General features: G+C 66.6%; 17 protein-coding genes. 10 read left to right on the top strand and 7 right to left on the bottom strand.

Annotation, left to right across the window (positions count from 1 at the left end; all coding sequences use genetic code 11):
* Window positions 1-16 precede the first annotated feature (16 nt).
* Window positions 17-976, top strand: coding sequence for an acetyl-CoA carboxylase carboxyltransferase subunit alpha (locus tag ACFXP9_RS10040; RefSeq protein WP_397208308.1), 960 nt, complete (start codon window positions 17-19; stop codon window positions 974-976).
* Window positions 977-1,465: 489 nt separating this feature from the next.
* Window positions 1,466-1,669 (top strand): hypothetical protein, encoded by a 204-nt coding sequence (locus ACFXP9_RS10045; protein WP_397208309.1) that lies wholly within the window; start codon window positions 1,466-1,468, stop codon window positions 1,667-1,669.
* Window positions 1,670-1,674: 5 nt separating this feature from the next.
* Here the strand turns inward: ACFXP9_RS10045 and ACFXP9_RS10050 are convergent, their stop codons facing one another.
* The 4 genes from ACFXP9_RS10050 to ACFXP9_RS10065 are packed head-to-tail and all read right to left on the bottom strand — an operon-like array spanning window position 1,675 to window position 4,674.
* Window positions 1,675-2,277 (bottom strand): pyridoxamine 5'-phosphate oxidase family protein, encoded by a 603-nt coding sequence (locus ACFXP9_RS10050; protein ID WP_397208310.1) that lies wholly within the window; start codon window positions 2,275-2,277, stop codon window positions 1,675-1,677.
* A complete protein-coding gene (locus ACFXP9_RS10055; RefSeq protein ID WP_397208311.1) occupies window positions 2,261-3,052 on the bottom strand; it encodes a lysophospholipid acyltransferase family protein in 792 nt (263 codons plus the stop codon). The genes ACFXP9_RS10050 and ACFXP9_RS10055 overlap by 17 nt, the downstream gene beginning before the upstream one ends.
* Window positions 3,053-3,967 carry a cell division protein FtsX gene (locus tag ACFXP9_RS10060; protein ID WP_397208477.1) on the bottom strand — a complete coding sequence of 305 codons (915 nt, stop codon included), beginning with the start codon at window positions 3,965-3,967 and terminating at the stop codon, window positions 3,053-3,055.
* Between the two features lie 32 nt (window positions 3,968-3,999).
* A complete protein-coding gene (locus ACFXP9_RS10065) occupies window positions 4,000-4,674 on the bottom strand; it encodes a cell division ATP-binding protein FtsE (RefSeq protein WP_397208312.1) in 675 nt (224 codons plus the stop codon).
* Between the two features lie 113 nt (window positions 4,675-4,787).
* On the opposite strand from ACFXP9_RS10065, the gene ACFXP9_RS10070 reads away from it, so the two are divergent.
* The 8 genes from ACFXP9_RS10070 (at window position 4,788) to ACFXP9_RS10105 (ending at window position 15,113) form a co-directional block, all read left to right on the top strand.
* Window positions 4,788-6,173: a zinc-ribbon domain-containing protein gene (locus ACFXP9_RS10070; protein ID WP_397210181.1), complete on the top strand. Its 1,386-nt coding sequence runs from the start codon at window positions 4,788-4,790 to the stop codon at window positions 6,171-6,173.
* Between the two features lie 113 nt (window positions 6,174-6,286).
* On the top strand, window positions 6,287-7,960 hold the full coding sequence (locus tag ACFXP9_RS10075) for an ABC transporter substrate-binding protein (RefSeq protein ID WP_397208314.1): 1,674 nt from the start codon (window positions 6,287-6,289) through the stop codon (window positions 7,958-7,960).
* A 136-nt stretch (window positions 7,961-8,096) separates the two neighbouring features.
* Window positions 8,097-9,812, top strand: a complete 1,716-nt coding sequence (locus ACFXP9_RS10080; protein WP_397210183.1) for an ABC transporter substrate-binding protein — start codon at window positions 8,097-8,099, stop codon at window positions 9,810-9,812.
* A gap of 30 nt (window positions 9,813-9,842) precedes the next feature.
* Window positions 9,843-11,468 (top strand): ABC transporter substrate-binding protein, encoded by a 1,626-nt coding sequence (locus ACFXP9_RS10085; protein WP_397208316.1) that lies wholly within the window; start codon window positions 9,843-9,845, stop codon window positions 11,466-11,468.
* Window positions 11,469-11,486: 18 nt separating this feature from the next.
* Window positions 11,487-12,554, top strand: a complete 1,068-nt coding sequence (locus ACFXP9_RS10090; protein ID WP_397208478.1) for an ABC transporter permease — start codon at window positions 11,487-11,489, stop codon at window positions 12,552-12,554.
* Window positions 12,551-13,468 (top strand): ABC transporter permease, encoded by a 918-nt coding sequence (locus tag ACFXP9_RS10095; protein ID WP_397208317.1) that lies wholly within the window; start codon window positions 12,551-12,553, stop codon window positions 13,466-13,468. The genes ACFXP9_RS10090 and ACFXP9_RS10095 overlap by 4 nt, the downstream gene beginning before the upstream one ends.
* Window positions 13,465-14,349, top strand: coding sequence for an ABC transporter ATP-binding protein (locus tag ACFXP9_RS10100; protein ID WP_397208318.1), 885 nt, complete (start codon window positions 13,465-13,467; stop codon window positions 14,347-14,349). Before ACFXP9_RS10095 ends, ACFXP9_RS10100 begins: the two co-directional genes overlap by 4 nt.
* Window positions 14,349-15,113 (top strand): ABC transporter ATP-binding protein, encoded by a 765-nt coding sequence (locus tag ACFXP9_RS10105; RefSeq protein WP_397208319.1) that lies wholly within the window; start codon window positions 14,349-14,351, stop codon window positions 15,111-15,113. The genes ACFXP9_RS10100 and ACFXP9_RS10105 overlap by 1 nt, the downstream gene beginning before the upstream one ends.
* A 15-nt stretch (window positions 15,114-15,128) precedes the next feature.
* Here ACFXP9_RS10105 and ACFXP9_RS10110 read toward each other — a convergent pair whose 3' ends face one another.
* From ACFXP9_RS10110 to ACFXP9_RS10120, 3 genes are all read right to left on the bottom strand, one after another.
* Window positions 15,129-16,412, bottom strand: coding sequence for a TRAP transporter large permease (locus ACFXP9_RS10110; RefSeq protein WP_397208320.1), 1,284 nt, complete (start codon window positions 16,410-16,412; stop codon window positions 15,129-15,131).
* Window positions 16,405-16,908 (bottom strand): TRAP transporter small permease, encoded by a 504-nt coding sequence (locus ACFXP9_RS10115; protein ID WP_397208321.1) that lies wholly within the window; start codon window positions 16,906-16,908, stop codon window positions 16,405-16,407. The genes ACFXP9_RS10110 and ACFXP9_RS10115 overlap by 8 nt, the downstream gene beginning before the upstream one ends.
* A 67-nt stretch (window positions 16,909-16,975) precedes the next feature.
* The gene (locus tag ACFXP9_RS10120; RefSeq protein ID WP_397208322.1) at window positions 16,976-17,962 is read right to left on the bottom strand and encodes a TRAP transporter substrate-binding protein; all 987 of its coding nucleotides are present in this window, start codon (window positions 17,960-17,962) and stop codon (window positions 16,976-16,978) included.
* Between the last annotated feature and the right edge of the window lie 27 nt (window positions 17,963-17,989).

Below are 17,989 nucleotides of genomic sequence, written 5' to 3' on the forward strand. Positions count from 1 at the left end.
CGTGAAAGGGGTTTCGATGACCTATCTCGAGTTCGAAAAGCCGCTGGCCGATCTGGAAGGCAAGGCCGAGGAATTGCGCGCCATGGCCCGCAGCGGCGAAGGCGTTGACCTTGAGAAAGAGGCCGCCGCGCTGGACAAGAAATCCGCCGACATGCTGGCCGATCTGTACAAGAACCTGACCCCGTGGCGCAAAACCCAGGTGGCCCGCCACCCCGAGCGCCCGCATTGTCAGGACTATATCGAGGCGCTGTTCACCGAATACACCCCGCTGGCAGGCGACCGTGCCTTTGGCGACGACCACGCGGTCATGGGCGGGCTGGCGCGGTTCAACGACGCGCCGGTGGTCGTGATTGGCCATGAAAAGGGCCATGACACCAAATCGCGCATTCACCGCAATTTCGGCATGGCCCGCCCCGAGGGATACCGCAAGGCCATCCGCCTGATGGATATGGCGCATCGCTTTGGCCTGCCGGTGATCACGCTGGTCGACACGCCCGGCGCCTATCCCGGCAAGGGCGCCGAGGAACGCGGCCAGTCCGAAGCGATTGCGCGATCGACCGAGAAATGCCTGTCCATCGGCGTGCCGCTGGTCAGCGTCATCATCGGCGAGGGCGGGTCCGGCGGGGCCGTGGCCTTTGCCACCGCGAACCGGATCGCGATGCTGGAACATTCGATCTATTCCGTGATCTCGCCCGAGGGCTGCGCCAGCATCCTGTGGAAAGATGCCGAAAAGATGCGCGAAGCCGCCGAGGCCCTGCGCCTGACCGCGCAGGACCTGAAAAAGCTGGGGGTGATCGACCGCATCATCGCAGAACCGCTTGGCGGCGCACAGCGTGCCCGCGATGCCGCGATGGCCGCCGTGGGCAAGGAAATTGCCGCCATGCTGGACGATCTGAAGGGCATGAAGCCCGCCGCGCTGATCAAAGACCGGCGGCAAAAGTTTCTGGATATGGGCAGCAAGGGCCTGTCCGCCTGAGCACCTGACGAAACGGCCTGCGCGGGCGGCGGCGCGGCAGGGGGCGCTCGCGCCCCCTCTGGCCTGACGGCCATTCACCCCCGAAGGTATTTCAGACAGAAGCGAGGCCGGGGCCGTGTCGTTGCGGCCACAGCGCCTTGCTGTTTTGTCTGCGCAGCTGATCGGGCCTTGAAATGCGCCCTGTTCTGACCTGTTCTGCCCGGACTTGCCACATCAACGACAGGGAGGGTGCAAGATGACCATGACCGCTTATCGCCGCATCCGCCGTGACGTGACCGTGACGCGCCATCTGTCGCATCGCGCCTGCTGATCGCGCGCCCGCAAGTCTGACCAGCCGCTGAACATCTGAATGCCGCCCGTTGGGGTGGTCACGCCGATGGCGGTTTTTCATTTCAATATCTGATCAGGCACGGCCCCCTGGGCTGTGCGTATTTGGTGAGCCCCATGTTGACAAAGCATATGGTGCAGGCGCGGCCTGCACGTCCCCCATTGCAACGGCTGATCGCCCGGCATGGTGCCGGGGCGGTGGTCATGGCGCTGTTGCCTGCGCTGCTGGCCCCGCCGCGTCGCAAGGCCCGGCATCGGGTCATCGACATTGACGCCCTGCCCGACCATCTGCGCCGCGATATCGGCCTGCCGCCGCCGGCGCATCACCGGCCTGCGGACTGGCACTGGCGGCCACCCAATGTCTGATGTCGCTACCACATGGTTTCGGCGGCGCGGGACGGCCATGCGCGGTCGTAATCGTCGCCCCCGACCCTGCCGTCGCTGAGGCGCGACAGGATCTTTCCCGGCGTCGGCAGCCCGGCGCTGTCATCGGCGCCCGACCACAGCCCCGCCCGCATCAGGGCGCGGGCGCATTGGAAATAGACCTCGGCCAGTTGCAGCACGATCACGGTGCGGGGCTGGCGGCCCTGTCGTTCGAACCCCGCCCGCAGCGTGGCATCGTCCGTCACGCGCGCCTGTCCGTTCACGCGCAAGACGGTGTCCGCGCCGCGCACCACAAACATCAGCGCAGCACGCGGGTCGCGGGTGATATTTCGGATGCTGTCGATGCGGTTATTCCCGCGCCAGTCCGGCAGGGCCAGGTGCCGGTCATCCAGCACCCGCGCCACCGGCCCGTCATCGCCGCGCGGGCTGGCATCGACGCCCTCCGGCCCGACGCTGGACAGGATGCAAAAGCGCGACTTTTCGACGAAGGCGCGATAATCGGGGATCAGCCGATCCGCGACCTTGTCCAGCGAGGCCGCGGCGGGCGGGCCATAGATCGCGCCAAGGTCGGCCTCAGTCAGCCAGCGCATCCTGCGGCCCCTTTCGGATCAGCCCGGCCCGGTCCATCAGCGCGTCCGAGGCCCCCTCGACCCGCTTTTCCAGCAGGGCCATCAGGGTTGCGGGTTCCTGCCCCGGTGGGACCGGGTCCAGAAATTCGATCACCGCGATGCCGGGGCGGATCAGCAGCCCCTCTTTGGGCCAGAACATCCCGGCATTCGTCGCCACCGGCACACAGGGCAGGCCGGTTTCCTGATACAGGATCGCCGCGCCGGGCTTGTAGGGGCGGTGCTGGCCGGGGCGGGTGCGGGTGCCCTCGGGATAGATAATCAGCTGTCCCAGACCGCGCGGCATGACCTTGCGCACCGCCGTGACAATGGCGGTCTTGGCGCTGCTGCCCCGGCTGCGGTCGATGGGCACGGACCCGACCTTTTTGGCAAACCAGCCCATGATCGGGACATACATGATCTGTTTTTTCATGATGAACGCCCGGCGCGGGCAGGCATGGGCGATGGCCAGAATGTCCAGAAAGCTTTGGTGCTTGGCGGCGACGATGCAGTCATCGGTTGGCGGCGTGCCGCGATATTCGACGCTGACGCCGAAATGCCAGCGCGCCGCCCGCAGCATATAGTCGATCCAGATGGTCGCGGTACGGTTGGCCCCGGCGCGGCCCCCGAACAACGCGCGCGGCGTGCCCAGAATGCCCAGAACAACCGTCGCCACCGCGACATGCAGGTAATAGCTCACCGCCCGCAGATAGGTCAGCGCGCCGACCGGGCCGGGGGTATAGGGGTCACGACGGGTCATTCAGCGCACCTCTTGCAGCATTCGCAGCGCGGCCCACCGGGTGGCCAGAAAGCCAACCCCGGCCGCGATCACCGGGATCAGCAGCGGCCACAGCCAGCCCCACCCCTGAAAGCCCAGCCCGGTCAGAAAGCCGCCGGCGCGGTCCATATCGGGCAACAGCACGATGGCCAGCATCCCCAGCAACGTGCCCGCCGCCGCCCCCAGCCCGGCACGCCGGGTAAAGCGGCGCACAAAGGCCGTGGCGATGGTGATGTCGCGCGCCCCGATCAGGCGCAGCACCCGGATCACCTGTCCGTTCGCGGCCAGCGATGCCTGTGCCGCCAATGTGATCATCCCCGCCGATGCCGCCCCGATCAGCAGCAGCGAAAACCACCCCAGCACCCGCAGCCGCCGCGCCGCCGACACCAGCGGCTGACGCCAGCGGGTGTGGTCGTCCAGCACCGCGCCGGGGGCCTCGGTGGTCAGGCGCAGGCGCAAGCCCTCGGCGTCGAACCCGTCACCATTCTCGCGCAATTCGATCAGTCGCGGAATGGGCAGGGCGTCGATGGGCACATCCGGCCCGAACCACGGCTTCAGCAGGTCCTGCATTTCGGTATCGGCCAGCAGGCGGGCCTCGGCCACGCCGGGGGTGGTTTTCAGAACCTCCAGCGTGGCGGCGGTCTGATCCGCGATCTGGTCGGTGGGGGCGGAAATGCGCACCGTCATCGTGCTGGCCAGCGCATCGGTCCAGCGTTCGGCCAGACGCCCCGTGGCCAGCGTCAGCGACAGCGCGAACACGGCCAGAAACGCCATCGCCGCCGCCGTCAGGATGGTCAGCGTGGCGGTATGGCCGGTGGGCGGCACGATGCGGTCGGCCATCCCCGAATCGCGCCGGATCAGCCCGCGCCACAGCGTCGGCAGATCCAGCCCGCGCATCTGTTGCGTCACCTTGCGCATCTGCGGCAGTTTCATAGATCGGCCCCCGCCAGTCGCACCCGTTTTTCTGCGATCCGCAGCACCCGCGCCGAAACCTGTTGTTTGGTCGCGCGGATCAGGTTCAGGTCATGCGTCGCGACCAGAACCGTCTTGCCCGATTTATTCAGCTCGACCAGCAGTTGCACAAGCCGCATCGACATATCCCAGTCCAGATTGCCGGTCGGTTCGTCGCACAGGATCACATCCGGCGACAAAATCACCGCGCGGGCCAGCGCCGCGCGCTGGCGTTCCCCCCCCGACAGCGAGGGCGGGAACGACCGCGCCTGCGCCGTCAGCCCGACCCAGGACAGCAGGTCGCGCAGCGCCGCCATTTCCAGCGGATAGCCCGCCACCGTCAGCGGCAGCGCGATGTTTTCCGCCACCGGCAGGTGGTCCAGAAACTGGGTGTCCTGATGCACCACCCCGACCCGGCGGCGCAGCGCGGCAATGCCGTCGCGCGACAGGTTCGCCGCGTCTTCGCCAAACAGGCCGACATGCCCGGCACTGGGGCGCAGATCGCCATAGCACAACCGCAGGAAGGTGGTTTTCCCGGCCCCGGACGGCCCGGTCAGGAAATGGAACGACCCCGGCGCAAGGCTGACAGAGATGTCTGACAGCAATTCCCCCCGGCCGTGATAGCCGAAGGACGCGTTGTGCATTTCGATCAAGGCGGACCCCCCTTCTGCGTGCCGCACTTGGAAGCGGAACGGCGCGTTGATAGAACATAGGCGCGGCGAAGGCCAGAAAGCGAATGGAACCCCGACGATCACAGGATGGTAAGATGCGGCTGATCTGCCCCGAATGCGGCGCCCAATATGAAATCGCCGCCGATATGGTCCCCGCCGAGGGGCGCGAGGTCGAATGCTCGGCCTGCGGCCATGTCTGGCACCAGCCGGGGCTGCGCTTGCTGGCGGGCGCAGGTCATCATGGCCCCGCCGCGTCACAACCCGTCCCCGAAGACGGGTCAACCGGTGCGGTGGCTGACAGTGACGATACTGCGGGGCATGACGGTCACAACGATGATGGCGGCCATGCCGCCGATGCGCCGGATCTGCCGCTGCCCAAACCCCGCGTCAGCGCCGCCGTGCTGGACATTCTGCGCGCCGAACGCGCGCATGAACAGGCCGCCCGGCAGGCCGAACAGCCCCCCGAGACCCCGCCATCACGCCCCGCTTCACCGCAGGCCAAGACGCCGCACGACACCCCGCCGGTGACTGCCGCACCCGCGGCTTCCCGGCCCGCCCCCGAACGGCAAACACCCGGCCCGCAAACACCCAACCCGCAGGCACCAAACCCGCAGGCACCCAACCCGCAGGCACCCAACCCGCAGGCAAATACGGCGCAGGCCGCGACGCAGCCCCGTCACGGCGCGGATGCGGCGGTGACGCTTGCCCCGGCGCTGAGCATCACCGATGGGGTGGCGGGTGACAGCATTGCCGATATGGACTGGCCGGCCACCACCGTGACCGACCCGCTGCCCGAAGCCGACCAGCCCGCAGCGCCCACCCCCGAAACGCCCATCCCCGAAACGCCTGACCCCATACCAACCGGTGCGGCGCTGTCGCCACAGCCGCCGCATGTGCTGCGCCACGGTCCCGCCGCCCCGCCCGACCGCCCCGAGGAACCGCGCCTTGCCCCGGTGCCGCGCCGCCAGCGCGATATTCTGGACGACCCCGCCATGCGCCGCCCCGGCCCCCTGCCGCGCCGCCGCCGCGCGATGGAACTGCCCGATGCCGAACAACTGGCCGCGACCCTGACCCCGCCCGAGGACAGCCACGCCGCCACCACAACAGACACAATGCCGGATGCCGCGGGCGATGCGGCGGCCCAACCGACCACGCAGCCGGCCCGGCCCGATGCGCAGCCGGCCACGGACCAGGCCGCCGCACTGGCGGACCACACCACCGCACAGCCGCCGCTGCCGCGCAAACCCGCGCGTCCGGCCCCGCCCGCCACCGCCAGCGGGCGTGGGGCGGGCAACAGCGGCTATCACATCGGCATGACCACGGCGCTGGTGGCGGCTTTCGTGCTGCTGGCCAGTTATGGGCTGGCGCCGCTGGCGGGGCCGGACAGCGCACTGGCCGGGTGGCATGATGGCGTCGATCGCTGGCGGCTGGCGCTGTTTGACCATGCCAGCGCGGCGGTGGACCGCCTGATCGGACGCTGACCCCGCACGGGCGGTTGAAACCGGAACCCGCCGCCCTACGTTAGCGCCTTAACACGCGCACAGAAACGCCCTTGCCTGCCCCCGCGCAGGCCGGCCATCACCGAGGTTCCGCCATGCAGCCCAGCCCGACACCCCTGCGGCCCCGTTTCCACCCCCATTCCCGGTCTTTGCCCCAGCTGCGCGGCGCACCGCTGCGGTTGTCGCGCGCGCTGCTTGTGGCCTCGGCGCTGGCGCTGCCGGTGGGGGGTGGGGCGGCATGGGCCGACACCCCCGTCGATATGCTGGTGATCGCGGCGCGTATCGACGACATCATCACACTGGACCCGGCGCAAAGTTTCGAACCCGGCGGTGCCGATGTCGACAAGAACCTGTATGACCGGCTGTTCGATTTCGACCCGCTGGACCTGTCCAAGGGCCTGCAACCCAGCCTTGCCGAAAGCTGGACGGTCAGCGATGACGGGCTGACCCTGACGCTGACCCTGCGCGAGGGCGTCAAATTCCATTCCGGCAACCCCGTCCGGGCCGAGGACGCGGCATGGTCGCTGCAACGCGCGGTCAAGCTGGACAAGACGCCCGCCTTCATCCTGACCCAGTTCGGGTTAAGTGCGGATAATGTTGACGAAAACGTGACCGCCGATGGCAACCGGCTGACCATCCGGCTGGACCGGCCCTATGCGCCCTCGTTCGTGCTGAACTGTCTGACGGCGACGGTGGCCTCGGTCGTGGATAAGGAACTGGTCATGCAGCACGCCGAAAACGGCGATTTCGGCAATGCGTGGCTGGCCACCAATGATGCCGGGTCCGGGCCTTATACGCTGGGGGCGTGGCAGCCCGGACAGGCGGTGCAATTGCTGTCCTTTGACGATTACTGGATGGGCGCCCCGGCGATGAAGCGGGTGATTGTGCGCAATATCGCGGAAAGCGCGGCGCAGCGCCTGCAACTGGAGCGCGGCGATATCGACGTGGCGCGCAACCTGACCCCCGAGGACGTGGCCGGCGTGCAGGGCACCGACGGCCTGAAGGTGCAGGACGAATTGCGCGGGCGCATGGTTTATCTGGGGATGAACCAGAAAGACCCGCTGTTGTCGCAACCCGCGGTGGTGCGGGCGATCAAGCATCTGGTCGATTATCAGGGCATGGAAGACAGCTTTCTGAAAGGCCAGTGGCGCACCCATCAGGCCATTGTGCCGCTGGGGTATCTGGGGGAATGGACGGAAAACCCCTATGGCTATGAAGTGGAAAAGGCCCGTCAGATCCTTGCCGGGGCCGGTATCGACGGCGGCACCATCACCGCGATGATCCCCGAGGGGCGCGAATTCGCGGATATCGCGCAGGCGCTGCAAGGGTCGATGGCGCAGGTCGGGCTGACGCTGAAGATCGAACAGATGACCGGCGCGCAGCATTATGACAAATACCGCGCCCGCGAGGTGCCGCTGTTCATCGGCCTGTGGGGGCCGGATTATGCCGACCCGCAGACCAATGTCGGCACCTTCGCCGTCAATGCCGATAACCGCGACGCGGCCAGACTGACCGGTTCGCTGGCATGGCGTAACGCCTATGACGTGCCCGCCGATATGCAGGACATGGCCAAATCTGCCGTGGTCGAACAGGATGCCGGAAAGCGGGCTGAAATCTATCGCCAGCTTCAGGCCGAATATCAGCAGGTCGCGCCGCTGATGCCGATGTTCCAGCGGGTTGAACAGACCGGCCTGCGCCAGAATGTGCAGAACTGGACGAATGGCGGGTCGGTCGCGGCGGTGTCCTATCGCCAGGTGACCAAGGACTGACGCGCGGCCGCGGCCGCTGGCGGGCGTCCCGGCAGGGGCGCCCCTTTTGCATTGCATCCGCCGGCGCGGCTTGTCATCAGGGCGCGGCGGGGTAAACCCGACGAAAACACTGTCCAGCCCCGGAAGACCCAGCCCGATGATCCGCCTGCCCCTGTTCCCGGCCCTGCCGTTTGGCCCGGCCCTGTCCGCCCTGTCCCTTGCCGCGATGCTGTCGCTGTCCGCCGCCCCGGCAGGCGCGGCCACCCCTGACGATGTGCTGGTGGTGGGCGGGCAGATCGACGACATGATCGGCCTTGACCCGGCGCAGATCATGGAATTCGGCGGCAGCGATGTCGCCAATAACCTGTATGACAAGCTGGTGGCCTTTGCCTCGGACAGCCCGGCGGACGGGGTGGTGCCGCATCTGGCCGAAAGCTGGCAGGTCAGCGATGACGGCCTGTCGATCACCTTTACCATCCGGCAGGGCGTCCGGTTCCATTCCGGCAACCCCGTCCGGGCCGAGGACGCGGCGTGGTCGCTGAAACGCGCGGTGCGGCTGGACAAGACGCCGGCCTTCGTGCTGACGCAATTCGGCCTGACCCCCGACAATGTCGATGACCGGATCGTGGCCGATGGCAACCGGCTGACCCTGCATCTGGACCGGCCCTATGCCCCGGATTTCGTGCTGGCCTGCATGACCGCGAATGCCGCCAGCGTGCTGGACAAGGACCTGATCATGGCCCATGGCGGCGACGATCTGGGCCATGACTGGCTGACCACGCACGAGGCCGGGTCAGGCCCCTTTACCCTGACCGGCTGGCGGCCCAATGAATCGGTCACGCTGACCGCGTTTGACGACCACTGGCAGGGCAAACCGGCGATGCGGCGGGTGGTGGTGCGCCATATTCAGGAATCGGCGGCGCAGCGGCTGCAACTGGAACGCGGCGATATTGACGTGGCGCGCGACCTGATCCCCTCGGACATTCAGGCGGTGGCGGGCAATGACGCGCTGCGGGTGGACAGCCAGTTGCGCAATTCTATCCTGTATCTGGGGCTGAACCAGAAAGACCCGCTGTTGTCGAACCCGGCGGTGGTCGCGGCCATGCGGCATCTGGTCGATTACGACGGCATCGCCAACAGCCTGCTGAAGGGCCAGTTCACCCCCCACCAGTCCTTTGTGCCCCTGGGGCATCCCGGCGTGCTGGAGGACCGGCCATGGGCCTATGACATCGAAAAGGCCCGCCAGATCCTGAAAGATGCAGGGATCGGGGGCGGCACCATCACCACCAAAGTCCGCGACATCCCCGAATATATCGACACCGCGCAGGCGCTGCAAAACGCCATGGCGCAGGTGGGGCTGGTGCTGAACATCCAGCCGGTCGCCGGGGCGCAGGTGCTGGACGCCTATCGCGCGCGCGATCTGGCGCTGTTCATCGGGGAGCGCGCCCCCGATTACCCCGATTCGCAGGCCCCGGTGCGCACATTCGCGTGGAATCCCGACAACAGCGACGCGGCACAGCTGCGCGGCAGCATCGCGTGGCGCAACAGCTTTGCCGTGCCGCAGGCGATGAACGACGCGGTCGAGGCCGCGCAGGTCCAGCCAGACCCGGCACAGCGGGCCGAAACCTATCGCGCGATTCAGCGCGACTGGCGCGACAGCGCGCCGATCATCCCGATGTTCCAGCGCACCGAACAGACCGCGATGCAGGCCGATGTGCAGCACTGGAACAGCGGCGGGTCGGTCGGGTCGGTGACCTATCGCCAGGTGACCAAGGACCGCGCGGTCACTGCCTGCGATGCGGGCAGCGGGGCGGCTGCGGGCCGTGCCTGCGCGGCGCCTGCACGCAAGGGCTTGCCAGATGCGGACGGGTGAAGAACACTGACCCAAGGGCATCACCGCAAGATGCCGGACAAGACCAAAGGGAGGTCACCCGTGAAAAACCCGCTTTCCGCGCGCGCGCTGCTGTTGGCCAGCGTTGTCGCGCTTGCCCCCGCGGCCCATGCCGCCACCCCTGCCGATATGCTGGTCGTGGGCGCCCAGATCGACGACATCATCAGTCTGGACCCCGCGCAAAGTTTCGAATTCAGTGGCAATGACGTCACCAAGAACCTGTATGACAAGCTGGTCGATTTCGATGCCACCGACCTTGGCAAGGGCTTTCAGCCCGAACTGGCCGAAAGCTGGCAGGTCAGCGAGGACGGCCTGTCGATCACCTTCAAAATCCGTCAGGGCGCAAAGTTCCATTCCGGCAACCCCGTCCGGGCCGAGGACGCGGCATGGTCGCTGCAACGCGCGGTCAAGCTGAACAAGACCCCGGCCTTCATCCTGACCCAGTTCGGCTTTACCGCTGATAATGTTGCGGAAAAGATCGTCGCTGACGGCGACAGCCTGACCCTGCATCTGGACAAGCCCTATGCCCAGTCCTTCGTGCTGAACTGTCTGACGGCCAATATCGCCAGTGTGGTCGACAAGGAAACCGTCATGGCCCACGCGCAGGGCGACGATATGGGCAACACCTGGCTGAACACCAATGATGCCGGGTCGGGGGCGTTCACGCTTGGCGGCTGGAAACCGAACGAGGCCGTGACCCTGCAAGCCTTTGCCGATTACTGGCGCGGCGCCCCGGCGATGACCCGCGTGGTGATCAAGCATGTGCAGGAATCGGCCACCCAGCGCCTGCAACTGGAACGCGGCGATATTGACGTGGCGCGCAACCTGAACCCCTCGGATATCGAGGGGCTGGCCGGCAATGACGCCCTGAAAATCGAGGATCAGCTGCGCGGCTATATCCTGTATATGGGCCTGAACCAGAAGAACGAGCTGCTGAAAAACCCCGCCGTGGTCGAGGCGATGAAACATCTGGTCGACTATGACGGGATCGCGAACAGCTTCCTCAAGGGCCAGTATACGCCGCATCAGGCGTTTCTGCCCTCGGGCTATCTGGGGGCGGTGGATGACCTGCCGTGGACATATGACGTGGAAAAGGCCCGCCAGATCCTGAAAGATGCGGGGATCGGGGGCGGCACCATCACCACCAAGGTCCGCGACATCCCCGAATATGTGAATACCGCGCTGGCCTTGCAGGGGTCGATGGCGCAGGTCGGACTGACGCTGAAGATCGAACAGATGACCGGCGCGCAGGTGCTGGATGCCTATCGCGCGCGCGAAGTGCCGATCTTTCTGGGTGAATGGGGCCCGGATTATTCCGACCCCCAGACCAATGCCGGCACCTTCGCCTGGAACCCCGATAACAGCGACGAGGCCAGGCTGACCGGCAGCCTTGCCTGGCGCAACGCCTATGCGGTGCCGCAATCCATGAATGACGCGGTCGAGGCCGCGCAGCTGGAACAGGACACCGACAAGCGCGCGCAGATGTATCACGACCTTCAGGTCGAATATCAGAAAACCGGTGCCATCCTGCCGCTGTTCCAGAAGATCGAACAACCGGCGATGCAAAAGAATGTGCAGCACTGGAACAGCGGCGGCGCGGTGACCTCTGTTTCCTATGACCAAGTCACGAAGGAATAACGCGTGACCGCGACCGACATGCAAAAGGACGGGGGGCGGCAGGGCCTGCCCCCTGCCCACCGATACGCCACGCTGCGCCGCCGCGCCCGCAGGGCTGGCGGGGTGCTGGCATCGCTGGCGCTGACCATTCTGGGGTTGCTGCTGGTGACCTTCATCATTGGCCGGGTGATGCCCATCGACCCGGTGCTGAAGGTCGTGGGCGACCGCGCCACGCAGGCGCAATATGACGCCGCGCGCATTGCCATGGGGCTGGACAAGCCGCTGTGGGAACAATTCTTCATCTATATCGCGGATGTGCTGCGGGGCGATTTCGGGCGCTCGATCTCGACCGGGCATATGGTGGCGGATGACATCAGACGGGTTTTCCCCGCCACGGTCGAGCTGGCGACCATCGGCACCCTGATCGGGGTGTTCGTGGGGGTTCCGCTTGGCGTGATCGCGGCGGCGCGGCGCGGGGGCGTGGTCGACCAGATCGCCCGCGTGCTGGCGCTGGTGGGCTATTCCGTGCCGATCTTCTGGCTGGGGCTGATGGGGCTGTTGCTGTTTTACGGCATCCTTGGCTGGGTCGGCGGGCCGGGGCGGCAGGGCATTATCTATGACGGCATGACCCCCACCGTGACCGGGCTGATCCTTGTCGATACCGCGCTGGCGGGCGACTGGGGGGCCTTTCGCGACGCCTTTTCCCATATCATCCTGCCGGCCAGCCTGTTGGGCTATTTCAGCCTTGCCTATATCAGCCGCATGACCCGCAGCTTCATGCTGGAACAGCTGTCCGCCGAATATATCACCACCGCCCGCGTCAAGGGCCTGCCGGAACGGCGGGTGATCTGGCGCCACGCCTTCCCCAATATCGCCATTCCGCTGGTCACGGTGATCGCGCTGTCTTTCGGGTCGCTGCTGGAAGGGTCGGTGCTGACCGAGATCATCTTTTCATGGCCGGGCATCGGGCAATATGTGACCAAGGCCCTGCTGGCCGGTGACATGAATGCCGTGCTTGGCGGCACTTTCGTCATCGGGCTGTGTTTCGTCGGCCTGAACATCCTGTCCGACCTGCTGTATCGCGTGCTGGACCCGAGGGCCGAATGACCGACACCACCGACATGACCCTGCGCGCGTGGCTGTTGTCGCCCGCGCCGACCAGTCGCCATCAGGCCCGCCTTGGGCGGATCTATCAGGGCTGGCTGACCTTTCGCGGCAACCATCTGGCGATGGTCGGGCTGCTGATCCTGATCGGGCTGGTCGCGCTGGCGGTGTTTGCGCCGCTGATCGCGCCGCACAGCCCCTATGCCCAGAATCTGGGGCACCGCTTAGCGCCGCCCTCGGGGGAAAACTGGCTGGGGACGGATAACCTTGGCCGCGATATCCTGTCGCGGCTGATCTGGGGGTCGCGCATCACCCTGTTCATCGTCGGCACCGTGGCGCTGATCGCACCCATTGCCGGGCTGCTGATCGGGTCCATCGCCGGGTTCGCGGGCGGCTGGGTCGATCAGGTGCTGATGCGCATCACCGACATCTTTCTGGCCTTTCCCAAGCTGGTGCTGGCGCTGGCCTTTGTTGCCGCGCTTGGCGCCGGGATCGGCAATGCCGTGCTGGCGCTGGCGCTGACGGCGTGGCCACCCTATGCGCGGCTGGCGCGGGCCGAAACCCTGACCATCCGCAATGCCGATTTCATCGCCGCCGCGCGCCTGCAAGGTGCCGGTCCGGTGCGGCTGTTGCTGGGGCATGTCTGGCCCTTGCTGCTGTCATCCATCATCGTGCGGGTGGCGCTGGACATGGCGGGCATCATCCTGTCGGCTGCGGGGCTTGGCTTTCTGGGGCTTGGCGCACAGCCGCCGATGCCGGAATGGGGGGCGATGATCTCGGACGGGCGGGCGTTCATTCTGGACCACTGGTGGGTGGCCGCCGCGCCGGGGATGGCGATCTTTATCGTCAGCCTTGCCTTCAACCTGCTGGGGGACGGACTGCGCGATGTGCTGGACCCGAAAGGGGGGCAGGAATGACCGGCCAGCCGTTATTGTCCGTGCGCAACCTGCATGTGCGCTTTCCCGGCCGCCATGGCGTGTTCGAGGCCGTGCGCGGCGTCAGCTTTGACCTTGGCCGCGAACGGCTGGGGGTGGTGGGGGAATCCGGCTCGGGCAAGTCGCTGACGGGGCGGTCGGTGCTGGGGCTGATCCGCCCGCCGGGTCAGGTCACCGCCGACCGGATGGAACTGGACGGCCAGCCGATCCTGAACCTGCCGGAACGCAAGATGCGCCAGATCCGGGGCCGCCGCATCAGCATGGTCATGCAAGACCCGAAATTCAGCCTGAACCCGGTGATGACCGTGGGCCGCCAGATCGTCGAGGCCTATCGCCTGCATCGCGGCGGCAACCGCGCGCAGGCCCGCCAAAAGGCGCTGGACATGCTGGCCGCCGTCCAGATCCGCGACCCGGAACGTGTCTTTGACGCCTATCCGCATGAAATCTCGGGCGGGATGGGACAGCGCGTCATGATCGCGATGATGCTGGCCCCCGACCCCGAGATATTGATCGCGGACGAACCCACCAGCGCGCTGGACGTGTCCGTGCGGACCGAGGTGCTGAACATCATGGACGGGCTGGTGCGCGATCGCGGCATGGGGCTGATCTTTATCAGCCACGACCTGAACCTTGTCGCGCAATTCTGTGACCGGGTGCTGATCATGTATGCCGGGCGCGTGGTCGAAACGCTGGCCGCGCGCGACCTGCACAAGGCCCGGCATCCCTATACGCGGGGCCTGCTGAACAGCCTGCCCCGGCTGGACGCCCCGGTCGACCGCCTGCCGGTTCTGGAACGCCGCCCCGAATGGCGCGATGGCCCGCTGGACCAGTCGATGCTGACCGAATTTCCGGGGGGAATGTAATGGCCGACATGCTGAACGTCGAAAACCTGAATGTCTGGTTCGGCCATGCCCCTGACCGCGTGGATGCCGTGCGCGATGTCAGCTTTCGCGTGGCGACGGGCGAAAGTTTCGGGCTGGTGGGCGAATCGGGCAGTGGCAAATCCACCATTCTGCGCGCGATTGCCGGGCTGATCGCCACATGGTCCGGCAAGGTCGAGGTCGCGGGCCAGCCCGTTCAGGGCCGCAAGCGCGACCGCGATTTTCACAAGGCGGTGCAGATGGTGTTCCAGGACCCCTATGCCAGCCTGCACCCGCGCCATTCGGTCGATCACGTCCTGTTGGAAACCCTGCATTTGCAGGGTGTGCGCGATGCCTCGAACCGGATCGACCGGCTGCTGGACGATGTCGGGCTGGGGCGGGGGTTTCGCTTTCGCTATCCGCACCAGTTGTCGGGCGGCCAGCGCCAGCGGGTCGCCGTGGCGCGGGCTTTGGCCGGCGATTCCCGGCTGTTGCTGCTGGACGAACCGACCAGCGCGCTTGACGTCAGCGTTCAGGCCGAGATCCTGAACCTGCTGGCCGATCTGCGGGCGGAACACGGGCTGACCTATGTGATGGTCAGCCACGATCTGGCGGTGGTCGGGCATCTGTGCGACCGGCTGGCCGTCATGCAGGCCGGGCAACTGGTCGAGGTCATGGATGTGGGCACCCTGCGCAGCGGCGCGGCCCGGACCGGATATGCGCGCCAGCTGATCGCGGCCAGCGCCGGTTATGCCCGCCCCGCCTGAGGGCGCGGACAGTCGTCAATACCCGCCAAGGCGGGGCAGCGCGGTCGACAGCCACGGCACGAAGGTCAGCACCAAAAGCACCGCGATCGCCGCCACAAAGAAAGGCGGCAATTCCCGGATCAGGTCAGCGGGCCGCTGTCTGGTGGCCGAGGCTATGACAAAGATCAGCCCCCCGACCGGCGGCGTGATCAGCCCGAAGGTCAGGTTCACGATCACCACGATGGCGAAATGTTCCGGCGCGATCCCAAGGCCATGGGCGATGGGCGCCAGAATCGGCACCAGAATCATCACCCCCGGCAGCGGGTCCATGAACATGCCAAAGACCAGCAGCAGCAGGTTCACCGCCAGCAGGAACATCACCGGCGACAGCTCCAGCGCCACCACCCATTCGGCCAGTTGCTGGGGCACGCCCTCAATGATCAGCACCCAGGCAAAGGCCCGCGCCGCCGCCAGGATCAGCAGCACCGCCACCGACATGATGGCGGCGCGCAACAGCGCCCCCCACAGATCGCGCAGCGACAGGCTGCGATAGATCACGACACTGGCGAACAGCGCGTAAAACACCGCAATGACCGAGGCCTCGGTCGGCGTCGTAATGCCCGACCGGATGCCGCCCACGATCAGCACCACCAGCCCCAGCGCCGGCAGCGCGGTCAGGCTGTTGCGCAGCATCTGCCCCAGCGGCGGACGCGGATCGGCACTGCGATAGCCGCGCTGACGGCTGATCCACCAGTTCACCCCCGCCATCCCCCCCGAGATCAGCAGCCCCGGCAGAATACCCGCCATGAACAGCGACCCGACCGAGGTGCGGCTGTCTTGCAGCGCATAGATGATCATGGTGATCGAGGGCGGAATGATCGGCCCCACGACCGAGGACGCAATCGTCAGCGCCCCGGCATAGGCGCGGTTGTAACCGGCCTGATCCATCATCCGCGTCATCATCGCCCCCGGCCCTGCCGCATCCGCCAGCGCCGACCCCGAAATGCCCGCAAACAGCGTCTGCGTCAGGACGTTGGCATATCCCAGACCACCGCGCAGATGCCCGACAAACTGTGCCGCAAAGCGCAGCAGCACCCGCGAGATCGCGCCGGTGGACATGATCTCTGCCGCCAGAATAAAGAACGGCACCGCCAACAGCGGAAAGCTGTCCAGCCCGGAAAACATTTCCTTGACCACCACGACCATCGGGTAATCGCTGGCCAGCCCCACCGCCGCAAAGGCCGCAAGCGCCAGTGCAAACGCCACCGGCACCCCCAGCACGATCAGCAGCAGGAAGGACGCGATCAGGACCTCAACCACGGGCGGCCTCCTCGGGGTGGTCGGCGGCGCCCAGGCCGGCGCGCAGGTAACGCGGCGCGATCAGCGCCAGATGCAGCGCCAGCAGGCCGAACCCCACCGGCATCGCGGCATAGACCCAGCGCATCGGCAGCCGCAGCGCCGGCGATTTCTGAAACGCCGTGCGCGACATGTAATCCCAGCCGGTCCAGACCATGAACAGGAAAAACGCCATCAGCCCCGCCAGCAACAGCGCGCGCAGCGCCACCGCGCCGCGCCGGGGCAGAACGTCATGCAGATTGGTAATGGCGACATGCGCGCCCTCGCGCAGGGCCAGACCGGCACCCAGAAACCCCAGCCAGATCATCGCATAACGCGCGACCTCGTCCGCCCATGGCAGCGACTGGCTGGTCAGGTAACGCAGGCTGACATTCCAGCCCACCACCACCGCCATCGCCAGCAGCAGCGCCACGATCACGGCGGCGTTCAGCGCCACGAAACCCCGTTCCAGATGCCTCATCGCGGATGCCCTGTTACCCCTGTCAGGGCGGGCCATCCCGCCCCGGTCCGTTGGCGCCGGTCGCCGCTTATTCGGTGGCCTCGGTGGCGCTGATGCTGTCCATCAGGTCTTTGCCGAACTGGGCCTCGTATTCGGCATAAGGCCCGACCAGCGCGGCGCGGAAAGCCTGTTTCTGCGCGGCATCCAGCGTGTTGACCTTCATCCCTGCGGTTTGCAGCGCGGTCACGCCATTGGTTTCGGCATTGTCGACATAATCGCGCATCGCCTGCCCCGCCGCCTGTGCGGCCTTGCGGAAATTATCCTTGCCCGCATCGTCCAGACGGTTCCACAGCTGCGGCGACACGATCACCACGCAGGGCGCGTAAACATGGCCGGTCAGCGACAGATAGGTCTGCACCTCGTTCAGCTTGGCCGAGGTGATCACCGCCAGCGGGTTTTCCTGCCCGTCGATGGCGCCCTGTTCCAGCGCCGGAATAACCTCGGGCCAGGCCATCGGGGTGGGGGCGGCACCCAGCGCCCTGAAGGCCGCGATATGGACCGGGTTTTCCATGGTGCGGATCTTCATCCCCTTCAGGTCGTCGGGCGTGGTCACCGGATTGCGGTTATTGGTGATGTGGCGGAACCCCTGTTCGCCCCATGCCAGTGCGATCAGGCCGACATCCTCGAACTTGCCCAGCATGTCCTGCCCGATCTCTCCGTCCAGAACCGCGCGGCCATGGGCCAGATCGCGGAACAGGAAGGGGACGTCGAACACCCCGACCTCGGGGACGAAATTGGACAGCGTGCCTTGCGACACGATGGTCGCGTCCACGGTGCCCAGCTGAATACCCTCCAGCACCTCGCGTTCGCCGCCAAGCCCCGATGACGGGAAGTGGCGAAAGCTGAACGCATCGCCCATACTTTGCGTCACGGCCTGTTCGAACGCCTTGGCGCCGGCGCCGTAATGGCTGTCTTCGGCCAGCGCATAGCCGACCTTCAGCTCGGTCGCGTGGGCGGCACCTGCGAAAACGGTCAGCACCGAGGCCGCCATCAGGCTGCGAAAGGTCGTGGTCATGGTCGTTCCCCGTCATGGATGTTGCGA

The organism is Paracoccus jiaweipingae (assembly GCF_044335505.1).
GTDB lineage: Bacteria > Pseudomonadota > Alphaproteobacteria > Rhodobacterales > Rhodobacteraceae > Paracoccus.